General features: G+C 65.8%; 17 protein-coding genes. 5 read left to right on the top strand and 12 right to left on the bottom strand.

Annotation, left to right across the window (positions count from 1 at the left end):
- The 6 genes from ABZW74_RS07370 to ABZW74_RS07345 all read right to left on the bottom strand — a co-directional run bounded on the left by ABZW74_RS07370 (position 1) and on the right by ABZW74_RS07345 (position 4,461).
- On the bottom strand, positions 1 to 240 hold the full coding sequence (locus ABZW74_RS07370; protein WP_355275286.1) for an AbrB/MazE/SpoVT family DNA-binding domain-containing protein: 240 nt from the start codon (positions 238 to 240) through the stop codon (positions 1 to 3).
- Positions 241 to 432: 192 nt separating this feature from the next.
- Positions 433 to 846, bottom strand: coding sequence for a PIN domain-containing protein (locus ABZW74_RS07365; protein ID WP_240862162.1), 414 nt, complete (start codon positions 844 to 846; stop codon positions 433 to 435).
- On the bottom strand, positions 843 to 1,061 hold the full coding sequence (locus ABZW74_RS07360) for a type II toxin-antitoxin system VapB family antitoxin (RefSeq protein ID WP_240862164.1): 219 nt from the start codon (positions 1,059 to 1,061) through the stop codon (positions 843 to 845). Before ABZW74_RS07360 ends, ABZW74_RS07365 begins: the two co-directional genes overlap by 4 nt.
- A gap of 123 nt (positions 1,062 to 1,184) precedes the next feature.
- Entirely contained in the window at positions 1,185 to 2,264 is a 1,080-nt protein-coding gene (gene ychF / locus ABZW74_RS07355) for a redox-regulated ATPase YchF (protein WP_240862165.1), read from the bottom strand.
- 44 nt (positions 2,265 to 2,308) lie between these two features.
- Complete coding sequence (locus ABZW74_RS07350; protein WP_355275312.1) at positions 2,309 to 3,499, bottom strand: AI-2E family transporter; 1,191 nt, start codon at positions 3,497 to 3,499, stop codon at positions 2,309 to 2,311.
- Positions 3,500 to 4,128: 629 nt separating this feature from the next.
- Positions 4,129 to 4,461: a hypothetical protein gene (locus ABZW74_RS07345; RefSeq protein ID WP_240862166.1), complete on the bottom strand. Its 333-nt coding sequence runs from the start codon at positions 4,459 to 4,461 to the stop codon at positions 4,129 to 4,131.
- A 118-nt stretch (positions 4,462 to 4,579) separates the two neighbouring features.
- Between ABZW74_RS07345 and ABZW74_RS07340 the strand changes: the two genes are divergently transcribed.
- The 4 genes from ABZW74_RS07340 (at position 4,580) to ABZW74_RS07325 (ending at position 8,897) form a co-directional block, all read left to right on the top strand.
- Complete coding sequence (locus ABZW74_RS07340) at positions 4,580 to 6,094, top strand: AlkA N-terminal domain-containing protein (protein WP_355275282.1); 1,515 nt, start codon at positions 4,580 to 4,582, stop codon at positions 6,092 to 6,094.
- Positions 6,095 to 6,193: 99 nt separating this feature from the next.
- Positions 6,194 to 6,739, top strand: coding sequence for a methylated-DNA--[protein]-cysteine S-methyltransferase (locus tag ABZW74_RS07335; protein ID WP_240862207.1), 546 nt, complete (start codon positions 6,194 to 6,196; stop codon positions 6,737 to 6,739).
- 36 nt (positions 6,740 to 6,775) lie between these two features.
- Complete coding sequence (locus ABZW74_RS07330) at positions 6,776 to 7,945, top strand: DNA recombination protein RmuC (protein WP_355275280.1); 1,170 nt, start codon at positions 6,776 to 6,778, stop codon at positions 7,943 to 7,945.
- 34 nt (positions 7,946 to 7,979) lie between these two features.
- Complete coding sequence (locus ABZW74_RS07325) at positions 7,980 to 8,897, top strand: DUF6542 domain-containing protein (RefSeq protein ID WP_355275278.1); 918 nt, start codon at positions 7,980 to 7,982, stop codon at positions 8,895 to 8,897.
- Positions 8,898 to 9,159: 262 nt separating this feature from the next.
- Here ABZW74_RS07325 and ABZW74_RS07320 read toward each other — a convergent pair whose 3' ends face one another.
- The 6 genes from ABZW74_RS07320 to ABZW74_RS07295 form a co-directional block, all read right to left on the bottom strand.
- Positions 9,160 to 9,714 carry a nucleosidase gene (locus ABZW74_RS07320; protein WP_240862174.1) on the bottom strand — a complete coding sequence of 185 codons (555 nt, stop codon included), beginning with the start codon at positions 9,712 to 9,714 and terminating at the stop codon, positions 9,160 to 9,162.
- 17 nt (positions 9,715 to 9,731) lie between these two features.
- Positions 9,732 to 10,502, bottom strand: a complete 771-nt coding sequence (locus ABZW74_RS07315) for a fructosamine kinase family protein (protein WP_355275276.1) — start codon at positions 10,500 to 10,502, stop codon at positions 9,732 to 9,734.
- Complete coding sequence (locus tag ABZW74_RS07310; RefSeq protein WP_240862210.1) at positions 10,499 to 11,455, bottom strand: SDR family oxidoreductase; 957 nt, start codon at positions 11,453 to 11,455, stop codon at positions 10,499 to 10,501. The genes ABZW74_RS07315 and ABZW74_RS07310 overlap by 4 nt, the downstream gene beginning before the upstream one ends.
- Before the next feature lie 40 nt (positions 11,456 to 11,495).
- Positions 11,496 to 12,545, bottom strand: coding sequence for an N-acetylmuramoyl-L-alanine amidase (locus tag ABZW74_RS07305; RefSeq protein ID WP_240862177.1), 1,050 nt, complete (start codon positions 12,543 to 12,545; stop codon positions 11,496 to 11,498).
- A 174-nt stretch (positions 12,546 to 12,719) separates the two neighbouring features.
- Positions 12,720 to 13,754: a GTP-binding protein gene (locus tag ABZW74_RS07300; RefSeq protein WP_355275274.1), complete on the bottom strand. Its 1,035-nt coding sequence runs from the start codon at positions 13,752 to 13,754 to the stop codon at positions 12,720 to 12,722.
- Positions 13,751 to 14,596, bottom strand: a complete 846-nt coding sequence (locus ABZW74_RS07295; RefSeq protein ID WP_355275310.1) for a rhodanese-related sulfurtransferase — start codon at positions 14,594 to 14,596, stop codon at positions 13,751 to 13,753. Before ABZW74_RS07295 ends, ABZW74_RS07300 begins: the two co-directional genes overlap by 4 nt.
- A 145-nt stretch (positions 14,597 to 14,741) precedes the next feature.
- On the opposite strand from ABZW74_RS07295, the gene ABZW74_RS07290 reads away from it, so the two are divergent.
- Entirely contained in the window at positions 14,742 to 15,356 is a 615-nt protein-coding gene (locus tag ABZW74_RS07290) for a hypothetical protein (protein WP_355275272.1), read from the top strand.
- The last annotated feature ends 119 nt before the right edge of the window (positions 15,357 to 15,475 follow it).

Here is a 15,475-nt window from a genome sequence, read left to right as displayed (position 1 = left end):
TCACCGTCTGCTGGAATCGATCAATCCGAACATGACCTCGTCGGTCACCGCGGTTTCAGACTCGGCGACCAGATGCCCGTCGGCTCCCTTGACCAGCCGCGCGGTTCGTCCACCCGGGGTCACCTGGAGACCCCCGCCATACAGCGAAATGTCGACGGTGGATCCGGGCGCGATTCCCAAGTGCTCGCGAAGGGCTTTGGGCAAGAGCAGTCGTCCGCCCGAGTCGATCGTGGCTTCCATGGGAACAGGCTACCAGTGGAATCCCATCATGGCCGCTGGTTGTCGAGCAGATCGACTCACGCGGACCACGGTTCGTCGATAACGTCACTCACGGACTGGTTGAACTCCCACTACCACGCACACCGTCCTCAGACGCTCGTCCCTCGTCCATAATGTGGCGCCCGAATCGATTGGGCCCCAACGCTGAAGATGTCATGGCGAGGGTGCGACGTACTCGCATTGCAAATCCGACACCCTCGCGATGTGCTCGAAGTCGTGGTCCGCGGCGAGCACCGTCGCATCGTTGACGATGGCGTAGCCGGCAATCAGGATGTCGAGCGAGCCCGCTGCACGGACCAGCCCTGTATTCCATAGTGCGGCTTGAATGTCGAGCACGAGCGATTCGTCAGGCGCGTGCTCAAGCGGAAATCCGAGGGAGATCTGTTCGCGGTAGCGCAGGTGCTCCTCGCGTGTCCGGGCGCTGTGGCAGAACTCGAGCGCCTGGGGCGGACACGTGACGAACAGGTCCGCCGGCGCTCGCTCAATGCGGCGCAGCCTCGCAGTGACGCCCGGGTCCCCGGTGGCCAGTCTCGCCCAGACCGAGTTATCGACCAGGTAGTCGGTCACACAGACTCGACATCACCTGGTGAGGCCACAGGCGCGCCGAGTTCGCCTTCAAGATCGGTCAGTCCTGCGATTCCTTCGATCATCGCGGCCTTCTGTTTCGAGGCGACGAGCCTGCGCAACGCGAGGTCGATCACGGCCCGGTTCGATCGCTCACCCGTGAGGGCTCGGGCACGCTCAATAAGCTTCGAATCCAGATCAACACTGGTGACGGCCATCACTGCCCTCCTAACTATATATCCGACTATATAGTCAAGCTCCCTGCGCGGCCACCCATCGCTCCACAGACCTGACACGCGACCATCAGCGAGCACTTTCGGTGTTGCCGAAACGAAACTCAGCTAAACGTTGAACCTGAACTCCACCACGTCCCCGTCAGCCATGACGTAGTCCTTGCCCTCCATCCGCACCTTGCCTGCGGCCTTGGCTGCGGCCATCGATCCGGCGGAGTCGAGGTCGTCAAAGGAGACGATCTCGGCCTTGATGAAGCCCTTCTCGAAGTCGGTATGGATGACACCGGCCGCCTTGGGCGCGGTGTCGCCGCGGTGGATCGTCCAGGCGCGGGACTCCTTTGGACCGGCGGTGAGGTAGGTCTGCAGGCCCAGGGTGTGGAACCCGGCTCGGGCCAGCGAGCGCAGGCCGGGTTCGGTCTGGCCGATCGAGTCGAGGAGTTCCTGGGCATCCTCCTCGTCGAGTTCGAGGAGTTCGCTCTCCACCTTGGCGTCGAGGAAAACGGCGTCGGCCGGTGCGATCGCGTCGAGCAGTTCCTTCTTGCGAGCGTCGTCGGTCAGCACCGACTCGTCGGCGTTGAAGACGTAGAGGAACGGCTTCGCGGTCATCAGGTGCAGCTCGCGAACCGCGGCGAGATCGAACGAATCCTTCTGCGAGAAGAGCGTTTTCCCGGAGTTGAGGATCTCTTGCGCCTTCTGCGTGGCCGCTACGGTCTCGGCGAGATCCTTGTTCTTGCGGGCGTCCTTCTCAAGACGCGGCAGCGCCTTCTCGATGGTCTGCAGGTCGGCGAGGATGAGCTCGGTCTCGATGACACCGATGTCCGACAGCGGGTCGACACGGCCGTCGACATGGACGACGTCGTCGTCGGCGAACACCCGGACCACCTGGCAGATGGCGTCGGCCTCCCGGATGTTGGCCAGGAATTGGTTCCCCATGCCCTCGCCCTCGGACGCGCCCTTGACGATCCCGGCGATGTCGACGAAGGACACCGTCGCGGGCAGGATGCGTTCGCTGCCGAAGATCTCGGCAAGCCGATGCAGGCGTGCGTCAGGCAGTTCCACCACACCGATGTTCGGTTCGATGGTCGCGAACGGGTAGTTCGCCGCCAGGACGTCGTTACGGGTCAGCGCGTTGAACAGGGTGGATTTGCCGACGTTGGGCAGCCCAACGATTCCCAGGGTGAGACTCACGGGCGACCAGTCTATCGGTTGGCATTAGCCGAGATCGCGGTGCGTCAGGCAGGCTGCGCACCGGCGGGTGTATCGGGTGGCGGCTCCTCGTCGGGCACACCCACTTGCTCGGTCACGGGCATACCCTCGGGCGGCAGGGTCTCGCCCGCTCGCGCCGCGATCTGCTCGTTCAGGTAGCGCAGCACGACGGCGATCGCCGACGCCGCCGGGACGGCGAGGAAAGCACCGGTGATCCCGAACAGGGTGCCGCCCAGGGTGACCGACAACAGGACGATCGTCGCGTGCAGATCCATCGACTTCGACTGCAGCCACGGCTGCAGGACGTTGCCCTCGAGCTGTTGCACCGCCAGGATCACACCGAGCAGGATCAGGGCCGAGGTCAGGCCGTTGGACACCAGCGCGATCAGCACGGCGAGCGCTCCGGCGACGAAGGCACCCACGATCGGTATGAACCCACCGAGGAACGTGACCACGATCAGCACACCGGCCAGCGGGACGTCGAGGATCACCAGGCCGACACCGATCAGCGCGGCATCGACGAAACTGACCAGCGCCTGGGTCCGGATGAAACCGCCGAGACTGGCCCACATCCGCAGCAGCACCTCGCCGACGTGCAGGCCGGAGGGCCTACCGAGGGTTCGATGGAGCCACGGCACGAACTTCGGGCCGTCCTTGAGAAAGAAGAACACCAGGACGAGCGTGGTGAAGATGGTGACCAACGCCGACGTCGCGGTGCCGACACCGCTGAACACACCCTGCGCGATGGTCGTTGAACTCGATTGCAGCTTCTGGGTGATCGTGTGGACGATGTTGTCGAGCTGCTCGTCCTGCACGTTGAGCGGTGGACCCTGAATCCAGTCCTGCAGCTTCTTCACACCGTCGGTGGCGCGGTTCGCGAGGTCGGGCGCCTGGTCGACGATCGACGGCACGATCGCGCCGATCACACCGGCGAACACCCCCACCGCGACCAGCATCATGACGATCGATGCCGCGGCCGCCGGAACCCCGCGTTGCCGCATCCAGCGCACGGGTGGCCACAGGATGGTGCACAGAATGATCGCGAAAAGGATGGGCAACAACACAACCCACAACTTGGCGAGCACCCACATCAGCACCCACACCGCGGCCACCACGAGGATGATCTCGAGTCCCACGATCGCGCTCGATCGGAGGCCGGACATCATCACTTTGCCGCGAGATGGGAACTCGGTGGTCGTCGACGATTCCGCACCCACTGCGGGTGCGGGATTCTCCGGTTGATCGGGGCTGTCTGAAGTCTCGGCATCGCCCGGTGTGTCTGTCACGCAATGATCCTCACACACCGGCGTCGATCCGACGACGCAGCTCACCGTTCATGTCGGTCGTTCAAGCGCCACACGCTTCGATCAGCGACGCACGCGCCGACGTCGTCGGCGATCGTGGAGGCGGGGAGAGCGCGGCCTCGTCGCAGAAACCGCACTTGTCGCCAGAAACCTCAGGCGTGGCCAGAAACCGCTGGTGCGCCTCGGGATTCTGACCAGACACGCGGTTTCTGAAACCGCGACACGCCGACGACGCGCCTCGGAGGTCGGCGAAACCGCCGCCGCGGTCAACCATCACAGAGGTCCCTGGCGAGCGCAGACCTCGGACTCCGAACATCGTCATCAAGCACAGAAGGCGCTCTTTGCCGCCCAAGTAACCAGGGGAAGAAAACTCGTCCCCTTCCCTTGGAGTCGTCCCCTATAAATTTCCAGGGGACGGCTGTGAACCCCGGGGAAGAAACTCTTCCCCTAGATTTTGCAGGCGAGGCGTATCCACATGGCCGCAGCTCAGAGGCCGAACTCTTCGAGGCAGCGACCCACCCGCCGGTCGATGAAGACCCAGCTCAGTGCCGACGGAACTTGCGTTCGAGGTAGCGCACCAACGCGTTCATCGCCTCGAGTTCGACGATCAGCGGACCGGGGTCGGCGGCCGGGCGCTGGACCTCTGGGTGTGCCACATCGACCGGCTTCTCGACGCAGCGCGTCTCCGAGTCCGTACCGCGTGCCGCAGGTACCAGGGGTCTGCGTTCCACCCCGACTGCCTGCTCCTCGGCGCACGCCTTTTTGATGGTGTCGGGCCCGTACAGGCCCATCATGAGCTCCAGTCCCCACGCCGGGAGTTCCGACAGCGGGGTTTCGTCACGCCGACCACGCAGTCGGTGTCCCTCGAACGACATGGCCCATATGGTGCCAGCGAATGTTACGTACGTCACGTTTTTCGCCCGATCAGTGGGACAACCAGCCATGTCCGATTCCCGCCAGCATGGACCCCCGCCAAAGTGTCACAGTGAATGGGTGAGCATCGATCTGGCGCCTGAGACCCTGACAGCCCAGTTGGACTTCGACCGCTGCTATCGAGCGCTGAGCGCCCGCGACACCCGCTTCGACGGCCAATTTTTCGTGACCGTCGCAACCACGGGTATCTATTGCCGACCGTCGTGTCCCGCACAGACCCCGAAACCCCAGAACGTCTCGTTCGTACTCACCGCGGCTGCTGCCCAGCTGCGAGGTTTCCGCGCGTGCCGCCGTTGTCTGCCCGACGCCGTTCCGGGTTCACCGCGTTGGAACGCCGGCGCCGACACCGCGTCGCGCGCCATGCGGCTGATCGCCGACGGGGTGGTCGAGCGCGAGGGCGTCGGGGGCCTCGCGGATCGTCTGCGCTACTCGCCGCGCCATCTCAACCGTGTCCTGACCGACAACCTCGGCGCAGGACCGCTTGCGCTGGCACGGGCACATCGGGCCACCAATGCCCGCATCCTCGTGCAATGCACGACGATGCCGATGGCCGACGTGGCGTTCGCCGCCGGTTTCAGCAGCGTCCGACAATTCAACGACACCATCCGCGCGGTGTTCGGGCTGACCCCGACCGAGCTCCGTCGACTGCGCTCGCGGCATACCGTGACACCCGCCACCGCCGACGGGGTGACGTTGCGACTGGCCTACCGCCGCCCGTACCGGTGGGCGTGGATGCGCTGGTTCCTCCAGTCGCACCTGGCGTCCGGCGTCGAAGCCGTGCTGGACGACGGAACCGGCTGGCGGTACTGCCGTGTCCTCACGCTCCCGCACGGACCGGCGGTCGCGGTGATCGAGCCGATGTCCGATCACGTACGACTCTCGTTGCACCACATGGACATGCGCGATCTCGGTGTCGCGGTCAACCGGGTGCGGCGCCATCTAGACCTCGACGCCGACATCGACGCCGCCGAAGACTCGTTGCGCAACGATCCAGCCTTGGCCGCGCTTGTCGACGAGGCGCCGGGCGTTCGGCTCGCCGGCAGTCTCGACCCCGCCGAGACCATCATCCGTACCATGATCGGCCAGCAGATCAGTGTCGCGGCCGCACGGACCCACATCGACGAGCTCGTCAACCAGCTGGGATCGCGGCTCGATCCGGCCGCGACGCTCGGCGAGGCCGGACGCATGCCCTCCACGCAGTTCCCCACTCCGGCCGCGATCGCCGAACACGGCGGTCGGGTGCTCCGCGGTCCGCGCCGACGAATCGACGCCATCGTGGCGGTCGCCGCGGCGCTCGCCGACAAGTCGGTGGAACCGCACACGGGGTTGGCTGCGTCTGACTTACGTGACCAACTTCTCGAACTGCCCGGCATCGGACCATGGACGGCCAATCTGGTGGCGATGCGGGTGACCGGCGACCCCGACATCGCACTCACCGACGACCTTGTCGTCGTCCGCGCGATGGCCGACCTCGGCATCGAACCTCGGCACGCCGACCGGTGGTCACCGTGGCGGTCCTACGCGTCGATGCACCTCTGGCGGCATCGCCTGGCATCCACCGGCGCACCCGTCTGACGCCCGACCACAAACCCGATCCGATCTCCACCGACCCCGATCCCGATCCCACCGACCCGATTCCCACCGACCAAGGAGCATGCCTTGTCCACAGCCGAGATCTCCGAAACGACACCATCGAGCCCCGCAGGCGCCGCAAACGCCGAGGTCGCCGACTGGGCAACAATCGCGACCCCCGACGGTCCCTTCACCGTGATAGCCGACGACGCGGGCGTCGTCCTGGCCTCCGGATGGACCGAAGACGCCGGATACCTCGCCGTGCTGATCAACCGCGCCATCCGCCCCACGACGCTGCGGGCAGGGCGTGATCTGGCTGCTGTCACCGACCCGGTCGAGGCGTACTACTCGGGTGAACTGACCGCGATCGATGCGGTCGCCGTCGCCCAGCGGTCTGGACCGTTCCTCGAGCGCGCCTGGGCTGCACTTCGGACCGTCCGCGCGGGCGGACAGGTCAGCTACACCACATTGGCCGAGATGGCCGGCGAGCCCGCGGCCGTGCGCGCCGCAGCCGCGTCGTGCGCCCGCAACGCAGCAGCGCTGTTCGTGCCGTGCCATCGGGTCCTGCGCAGCGACGGGACATTGGGCGGATTCCGATACGGGCTCGACATCAAACGGTCCCTTCTCGACCGGGAGTACGACGCGTAGGCGGTAGTTGTCGTAGGCCATGTGCACGGTCGTCGTGTGATCGCAGCAGCAGTCTCGTTGGTACTCGGTGTCCTACTCGGCGCCGCAGTGGGCTGGTTCGCCCATTCCGCGCGCACGAGTGGGTCCATTTCCGCGGCCCAAGCCCAGGTCGACGCTCTGCGGGAGTCCCGCGACAGCGTCACGGCCTCGATGTCGTGGGCCACCGAGGATGCCGCGCGCCGACAGTCCTCGGCGATCGGGTCGCAGGTGAACCACATTGTCGAACCCCTGCGGTCGACGCTGACGCAGCTGACCGACGAGTTGCGACGCGTCGAGCACAACCGGGTCGGCGCCTACGCCGGACTCGCCGAACAGGTGCGTGGGATGCACGCAACGTCGATGGCGCTCGGCGATCAGACGCGGCAACTGGCGAATGCCCTGCACAGTTCGCATGTGCGCGGCCGTTGGGGGGAAATCCAGTTGGAGCGCGTCGTCGAATTGGCCGGGATGACCCGGCACTGCGACTTCAGTACGCAGGTAACTGCGCGATCGGACGAGTCGGGCACGGTTCGTCCCGACGTCGTGGTGCACCTCGCGGGCGGACGGTCCATCGTCGTCGACGCGAAGGTGCCCCTCGACGCGTACCTCCGTGCGGCGGATACCGCCGACGACGCCGAACGCGACCGACGACTCGCCGACCACGCACGATCGGTGCGCGCGCACATCGGCAGGCTGTCGTCGAAGGCCTACTGGACGGCTTTCGACAACACACCCGAAATGGTCGTGCTGTTCCTCCCCGCGGAGGCCGTGCTCGAGGCGGCAGCTCGCATCGATCCCGAGCTCATCGAGTTCGGCTTCGGCAAGAATGTCGTGATCGCCACACCGACAACGCTGGTGGCACTGCTGCGGACAGTCGCACTCGGGTGGCGTCATGACGCGATGGCACGCGACGCCGCGGTCATTCACGAGCTCGGTACCACGTTGCACCACCGCCTCAACAGCGTTCTGCAGCATTTCGAGAACGTCGGAACGTCGCTGCGTAAAACGGTTGAGTTCTACAACTCGGCGGTCGGCGTGGTGGAGAACCGACTCGGCGTGACCGCGCGCCGCCTGGCCGACCTGGAAGCCCTCAGCACTTCCGGCGAACCGCCGACACCTGCCGTGATCCACACCACATGTAGAACCATCGATGCGCCGCCGACCACGACACCGACGCCGGGCGGTTAACCGTTTTCGGCCGATGAACCGGTAGCGTGACGTTGTGCCTTCCCCACAACTCACTGGAGCAGCGGTCCCCCTGGACCAGCAGTCCGTGCTCCCGAGCGTCCGCGGTGTGCCGTGGTGGGGTGCAGTTCTGCTTGCCACCGGCCTCACCGCGCTCGGCGCCATCATCGACGCCTACCGGATCGGTGACCTCGGCGGCGGCTACAAGTTCCTGTACCTCGTGGGATGTGTGGCTGCCGCGCTCGCCGTGCGTCGGCGCGGGCTGTTCACCGCAGCGGCGCAGCCACCACTGGTGGCGTTCGCGGTCAGTGTCGTCGCGCTCTACCGGATGAACTCCGACCAGGCGTCGGCGAATCCGCGCAGTTTCGTCTTCAAGGTGATGTTGCCGATCGCCGCGAACTTTCCGTGGATGGCGACTGTCTTCGTCATCACTCTCGCCCTCGTCGTGCTCCGCTGGTACCTGACTCGCGACAAGACCGACGACCGTCGGCGTGACCGGTCGAAGTCGCCACGCTCCGACTCCGGAAAGAAGACGAGCGACAGCACGGTTGACGCCGCGGCGAACCGCGACGACAAGAGCAACGCCGAGAAGCAGCGTCCACGCCGTGAACGTTCCGCCAAGCCGTCGACAACGCAGCGCTCGCGTAGCCAAACCCGACCCGCCCGCCCCAAGCAGACCAAGCCGCAGGCAGCAGCGAACGCCGAAGCGGCCACAGCGCAGCCGATCCCGGAAGCCTCGACCGTTGCGCGACGACCCAAACGAGCCACCGCCGGTCAGGTGCTGCGCGCCGAGGCCGGTGCGCAAATTGCCGCGAACGGGTCGAACGCGGACGGGACCGACGGAACGAATCCGCCGGCTCGCCCGTCGGTGGTCACCGATTTCGCGCCCTACGAATCGGTGACCGAGACGCCGGCCGGCGAGTATCCGAGCACCCGCTCGCGCAACCGCGGTTAACCGACGAGCCAGCCCCCTCCGCTCCCTGAGGTGCCCTAGCCGAGCTGATCGTCTGACGATCCCTCCGCTCCCTGAGGTGCCCGAGGCGCTAGCCGAGGCCTCGAAGGGCCTGGTGAGACGACATGCAGATCTCACCAAGGGCTTCGAGGGTCGTCACTTGCGCTCCTCGCACCTCAGCCGGCGGGTGGGGCACCTCTGCCACTCGCTGGTGACCTCCTCAGCCGGCGGTTGGCGGTGGCCGCAGGCGGGCCGGTGGATCGCCTCAGACCAGCCCTTCACTGTCGAGCCAATCGCCGAGTCGGCGTGCGGCCGCGTCGACGAGGTCCGGCCACTGCATCGCTTCCTCGTCGGCGCTGTCGGTGACCACCTTGACCACCCGGCATCCGACTCCGAATTCGGCGCTGACGTGGGCGATCGCGCACCCTTCCATGTCGACGAGGTCGGCCTGTTGAGCCAGTACGGCCCTATGTGCCGGGTCTGCGACAAAGGTGTCGCCGGATGCGAGCACGGTGCCGTCGCCGCCGGGCAGTTCCCAACGATCGGTCATGTCGTAGCCCATGGCACGCAGAGCGGCGCTGCTGATGTCGTGTTCGATCACCGCGGATGGCAAGAACAATCCGGCGTGGTGGTCGTGGAGTGCGCCTGCGGTGCCGATGCTGACGACCGAGGTCACGGGAGGCCCGGCGGCCAGTTCGCGGGCGAGCACCATGGAAGCGCGCACTTTGCCGATGCCGGTGATGAGCAGCCGCGCCCCGGCGGGAACGTAGCGGGCCTCGGAACGCGTGGCGGACACGATCAGGACACTGTTGTCGGGCACCGACCGATTATGTCCTGTCACGCTCGGTCCGCGAGCGTCAGCGTCGACCGCGCCGCGCGACCCAGCGCCGCACCGTAACTCGGTCCGTGTCCGGCGGCATGCACGGCCAGCGGATGCAGTTGATGCAGTGGGATGCGCTGCTCCCATTTCGCGGCCGGCGGATGCTCCGACCGGTAGCCCTCGACGATGTCGTCGAGCAGCGGGCACCCGAACAGCGCGAGCATCGCGAGGTCGGTCTCGCGGTGACCACCGTGTGCGGCCGGGTCGATCATCACGACGCCTTCGGGCGTCCACATCACGTTGCCGCTCCACAGGTCGCCGTGGAGGCGGGCGGGCGGTTCGGAATCGTCGAAGACCCCCGCCGCGATGAGTCCGCAGGCGGCCCGGACATCGGCGTCGTCCGCGGCGGTGAGATTGCCGGCGTCGAGTGCCGGGCGCAGGTACGGCAGCACCCGTTCCGCCGAGTAGAAGGCACCCCAGGTGTCGTGCTCGGTGGAACTCAGTGGCCGCTCGCCGATGAACTGCTCTCCGCGGTATCCGTCGGGTGGCGATCCGAATCGGGGCGCCCCGGCGTCGTGTGTGCGAGCCAGCGCCGCACCGAAACGCCGCGCGGCCTCGACGGTCGGACGGGCTGTGTCGAGCCGGGACAACTCGATCGAGTCCCTGGTGACCGCCAGAACCTCCACCACCGGCGCGCCGGCGTCGGCGAGCCACCGTAGGCCGGCGGCCTCGGCGAGGAAGAAATCGGGATCGACGTCGTGCCGGGCTTTTCGGAACGGCCGACTCAACCGGCGTCCGCCGCGTTGGGACTTCCGACATCCCCTACGCCCCCGGCGTCGACCGCCCGCGCCTCGAGCGCTCGGCCGGTCACTCGCGCCAGATGGTCGAAGCGGTCGTTGGCGATCCGCATCACGATCTCGTACGGCAGCGCGAACTTCCGCGCCCACCAGTAGCCGAACCGGATGTCGAACGACGTGTAGACCAGGAATCGATTCTTCCGAATTCCCTTGAGAATCGCCGATGCAGCGGTCTCCGGGCTGACCGCGACCTTGTGGAAGTGGTCGATCTGAGATTTCACGCGCGGATCCGTACGGTCGACGCCGACGATCTCGACCGTATCGACCAGTGGCGTGTCCACCCCGCCTGGGCATACCAGCGAGACGCCGATGTGGTGACGCCGCAGGTCGAATCGCAGCACTTCCGACACTCCGCGAATCCCGAACTTGCTCGCACTGTAGGCCGCGTGCCAGGGCAACGCCAAGAGCCCCGCGGCCGACGCCACGTTCACCAGATGACCACCGTGGCCGCGCCGAACCATCTGCGGCACAAAGCATTCGATGACGTGAATCGGTCCCATCAGATTGACGTCGACCATCTTCCGCCAGTGCCGGTGCTCGAGATTCTCGACCGTCCCCCACGCCGACACCCCGGCGATGTTCATCACCACATCCATCGTGCCGACCTCTGCGTCGACGTGGTCGGCGAAGCTGCGCACCCAGTCGTAGTCCGACACATCACCGGCGAGGTGGTAGACCACCGAGCCGTCGGAGCGATTGATGTCGGCGACGACCTCGTCGAGACGGTCGGCACGCAGATCGGTGAGGACGAGTTCGGCGCCTTCGGCGGCTGCGGCGCGAGCCGTCGCCTCGCCGATTCCGCTTGCGGCACCGGTGATGAGCACCTTGCGTCCGCGCAGCGTCGGCACCGGAGTGTCCATGACGATCAGATCCTTGAGATTCAGACCTCGAAGTCGCATGATCCCGACCCTAGCCTCCCGGCCGTCAGCCGATGGGCAGCTTGCCGCCGAACAGTCCGTAGATCACCGTCAGCATGGCCTTGAGCACCTGCGCGGACACGTCCTGCCCCTGCCCGAGCAGCAGTTGCACGACGGCGGTGGGGTCCTTGGTGCCCAACAACTGTTGGACGAACGGGATCACCGACGCGAGGCCGTTGTCGCCGCCCGGCGGAGGTGTCGCCGCCGACGGCGGTGCGGTGTTGTTGGGGTTCGCGTTACCCGGTACCGACGTGGTTCCGCGGACGTAGTTCAGGATGCCGTCGGTGATGGCCATCGAGTACTTGAGCTGTCCCTTGCGCTCGGACAGACTCGCGGCCTCCGTGGGATTCGACAGGTTGCCCATCTCGATGAAGACGGCGGGAACCTTGGTCAGGTTCACCGCGGCGATGTCCGAACGCGTCTGGATGCCGTTTTGCACCCCCGCGTAATTCGCCGCGGGGAAGCCGGCCTTTACGAATGCATCCCGCATGACGTTCGACGCCTTGCGACCCTCCCCCGACTGCACGCGGTTGACCGTCGCGTCGGGCACGGGCAGGGTCGGCACGATCATGTGGAAGCCTTTTTTGCCCTGGTCGGCTCCCTGCGCGGTGGAATCGGCGTGGATGCTCACGGCCACGGCGGCACCCGAACGACTCGCGGCCGCCGCGCGCTGATCCACGCAGCCACCCCACCCGGTGTCGTCTGGCCGGCTCAGCACCACTCGCGCGCCCTGGCTTTCCAGCCCCGCCTTCACGAGTTGGACGATCTGCCAGTTGACGGTGTGTTCCTTGGCACCGTTGACCGCGGTCGCGCCGCTGGTCTGACATGCCTTCTTGCCACCGCGCCCGTCGGGCACCTGGGCGTTGAGGTCGTGCCCCGCCGAACTCCCCTGGTGTCCCGGGTCGAGGAAGATCGTCTTGCCGGCAAGGGCGGTGCCGCGGGTAGGTGCGGCGTGCGCAGGCGCAGCTTCGGTCACCGACGCCACGAGGGTGGTCCCGGTCAGCAGCGCGACCGCCGCAGCGGTGAGCGAGAGCCTGATGCGTCGTTTCTGGGTCATCGCGGTATCGGGCGACGGACGCGGATGCGTCCCCGATCGCCCCACTCCCTTCCATTTAGCAACATTGGTCACTCTAGTCACAGAGTTAACAGTGAATCAGGGCGTGTCAGATTTGAAAAATCGTCGACCAGGCACTCTGTGATTTCGTTAGGGAGATGTGACCTGATGTCCGCTTCACTCGCCTGCGAGGTACCGCGTGATCGACAGAATGCCGTTGCTGTCCGTCGCGTCGTCGGGGACTGCGACCGCCGACGCGAGCCGGTCCCGCACCTGATCCGCATAGAGCCCGCTTCCGATCGCGACCAGCGTCGTCGACGGTGCGTCCGAACCCCACGATTCGCGCTGCACGCTGACGAATCCCCCCACCGCGTGGACGACGTATTTCTGGCGGTGACGCGGGACGTCGAAGTGCACGAGGCCCTTGATGCGGAAACATCCGTCCGGCGGGCGTTCGAGGAATGCGGCAAGCCGCCGCGGATTCATCGGTTCGGTGCTCTCGAAGGAGATCGAGTCGTAGTCGGCGTGCAGGTGGTCGTGCGGTTCGCCCTCGATCAGCAGCGCGTCCAATGTCAGTTGCCCGGTTCCCGGCCGGTCCTCGGCCCGACGCTGCGCTGCGTCGAACATCAGTGCCGGATCGATCGCGGCATGCGCGGCGGCCACCAGTGGCGCAGAGTGATTGAGTGCGTGCAGATCGTCGACCGCCCGGTCGGCGACCTCGCCATCGACGAGGTCGATCTTGTTGAGCACCAACAGGTCTGCGATGGCCACATGTCCGTCGAACTCCGGATGCTTGCGACGGGTCGCAGCCATGTGCACCGCGTCGACGACGTACACGAGTCCGCCGTAGCGCATCCGACGGTCGGCGACGCCGGTGACCATCCGGATGAGAGCCTTCGGCTCCGCTATGCCGCTGGCCTCGATCACGATCGCGTCGAGAGCAGCAGACGGTCGCATCAGTGTGGCCAGGGCCTCTGTCAGGCCGTCACGATCGACCGTGCAACACACACATCCGCCGCCAAGGCTGACCGTGCCGTCGGCCTGTCCGGCCACCAGGAGGGCGTCGACGTTGATCGCCCCGAAATCGTTGACCAACACACCGATCCGACTCCCGGAATCCCGTGCCGCGCGCAACAGGTGATTGAGCAGGGTCGTCTTGCCGGAACCGAGGTACCCGGCGAGCACGATCACCGGCACCGACGGCCGGCTCATGCGTCGTAGCAATCCGGGCAGATCACCGCCAGTTCGCGGCCGACGTGGTCGGGATGATTGGCCACATGTTTTGTCGACGCCCCGCATTCGGAACATGTGCCGATCACGGCGGCGTGGTCGGAGAAATCCACACTCATCCGGTCGTCGAAGACGTACAGAGATCCCTGCCACAGCCCGTCGTCGCCGAATTCCTCCCCATACCGGACGATGCCGCCGTCGAGCTGATAAACCTCGCGGAAGCCGCGGTGGCGCATCAGCGCGGTGAGTACCTCACAGCGCACTCCCCCGGTGCAATAGGTGACCACCGGGCGATCCTTGAGGTGATCGAATGCGCCGCTGTCGAGGAGCGGGACAAAGTCGCGGGTGGTTTGTGCCGTCGTCGTCACCGCGCCCGTAAAGCGTCCGACCTGCGCCTCGATCTCGTTGCGACCGTCGAAGAAGACGACGTCGGATCTGGTCTCGACGAGGTCGTGGACCTGCGCCGGAGACAGCCGAGCACCTCCGTCGACAATGCCGTTGTCGTCGACTTTCACCTCGTCGGGCACACCGAACGTGACGATTTCCGGACGTACCCGCACGCTCAGTTTCGGGAAATCCGACCCGGTGCCGTCGGACCATTTCACATCCACATTCCTGAAGCCCGGATACTCACGAGTTGCTCTCACGTACCGTTTCACCTGGGCTATGTCGCCACCGACCGTACTGTTGATCCCGTGTCGTGACACGATGATCCTGCCGCGTAAGCCGAGCGACGAGCACACATTGAGCTGCCAGAGCCGGATCGCCTCTGGGTCGGGCAGTGGCACGAAGGCGTAAAACAACACGATCTTGGGGGTCGACACAATGCAAGGGTACGGACCGCGCTCGAGGCTGTTGTTCTCGGCGTTCGCTGCCCTGGCAGCCGTGATGGCGCTGTCTTCCTGCGGTATCTCGACCGACAGCAATCCCTCTCGAATCGTCATCCCGCCCACCAATGCGTTGTCGACGATGACCGAACCGGAATCGTCGACGACCACGACCACCTCGACCCTCGATGAACGTGAACCCAATCTCCCGAATTGGACGATCGGACGCGTCGTCGCGTTGGCGCCACGGGTGGAGAACTCGCGCTACCACCAGGGCGCGGTCTCCGAGCAAGCACCTTTGCAGGACACGTCCGGATTCCATTTCTCCACGCCCGACGGCGCGGTCGCCTGCTCGACCGGACTCAATGGCGGAGCAACGCTCGCGTGCCGCTTGAACAACGAAACCAATCCACCTGCTCGGCCGTCCGACCAACCGTCGAGCTGCACCTGGGCCGGCAATTACGCAACCCTGACATCCGATGGCCCCGAACATGGTGCGTGCACCAATGAGTTCGAAGTCTTATATCGGAGTTCCATCGTCGACTACGGCCACACCATCGCGATCTCGCGATTCTCCTGCCTCGTGGAGACATCCGGAATTTTCTGTCTCGAATCCCGTTCGCAATCTGGATTCTCGGTTACCGCAACGGGTTATCACACGATCTTCGCGGCGGACCGCGCTCCGGAATCGATCCTGGGATTGTCGGATGACACGACTTCCGAGACACCCAGGAATACCACTACACCGACCCGGTGAATTGCCCGCAACCGATTTCGGATACGCTTTCTCAGCGGTTACACATGGAATAGGTCTATGCTGTTCACTGTACTAACGATCGCACTCGGGTAACCGGGCAGGTTCGACAACAGCCATCT

The organism is Gordonia sp. NPDC003585 (assembly GCF_040610755.1).
Lineage (GTDB): Bacteria > Actinomycetota > Actinomycetes > Mycobacteriales > Mycobacteriaceae > Gordonia.
Note: the sequence above shows the minus strand (reverse complement) of the source record. Positions and strands in the feature narration are given on the sequence as shown.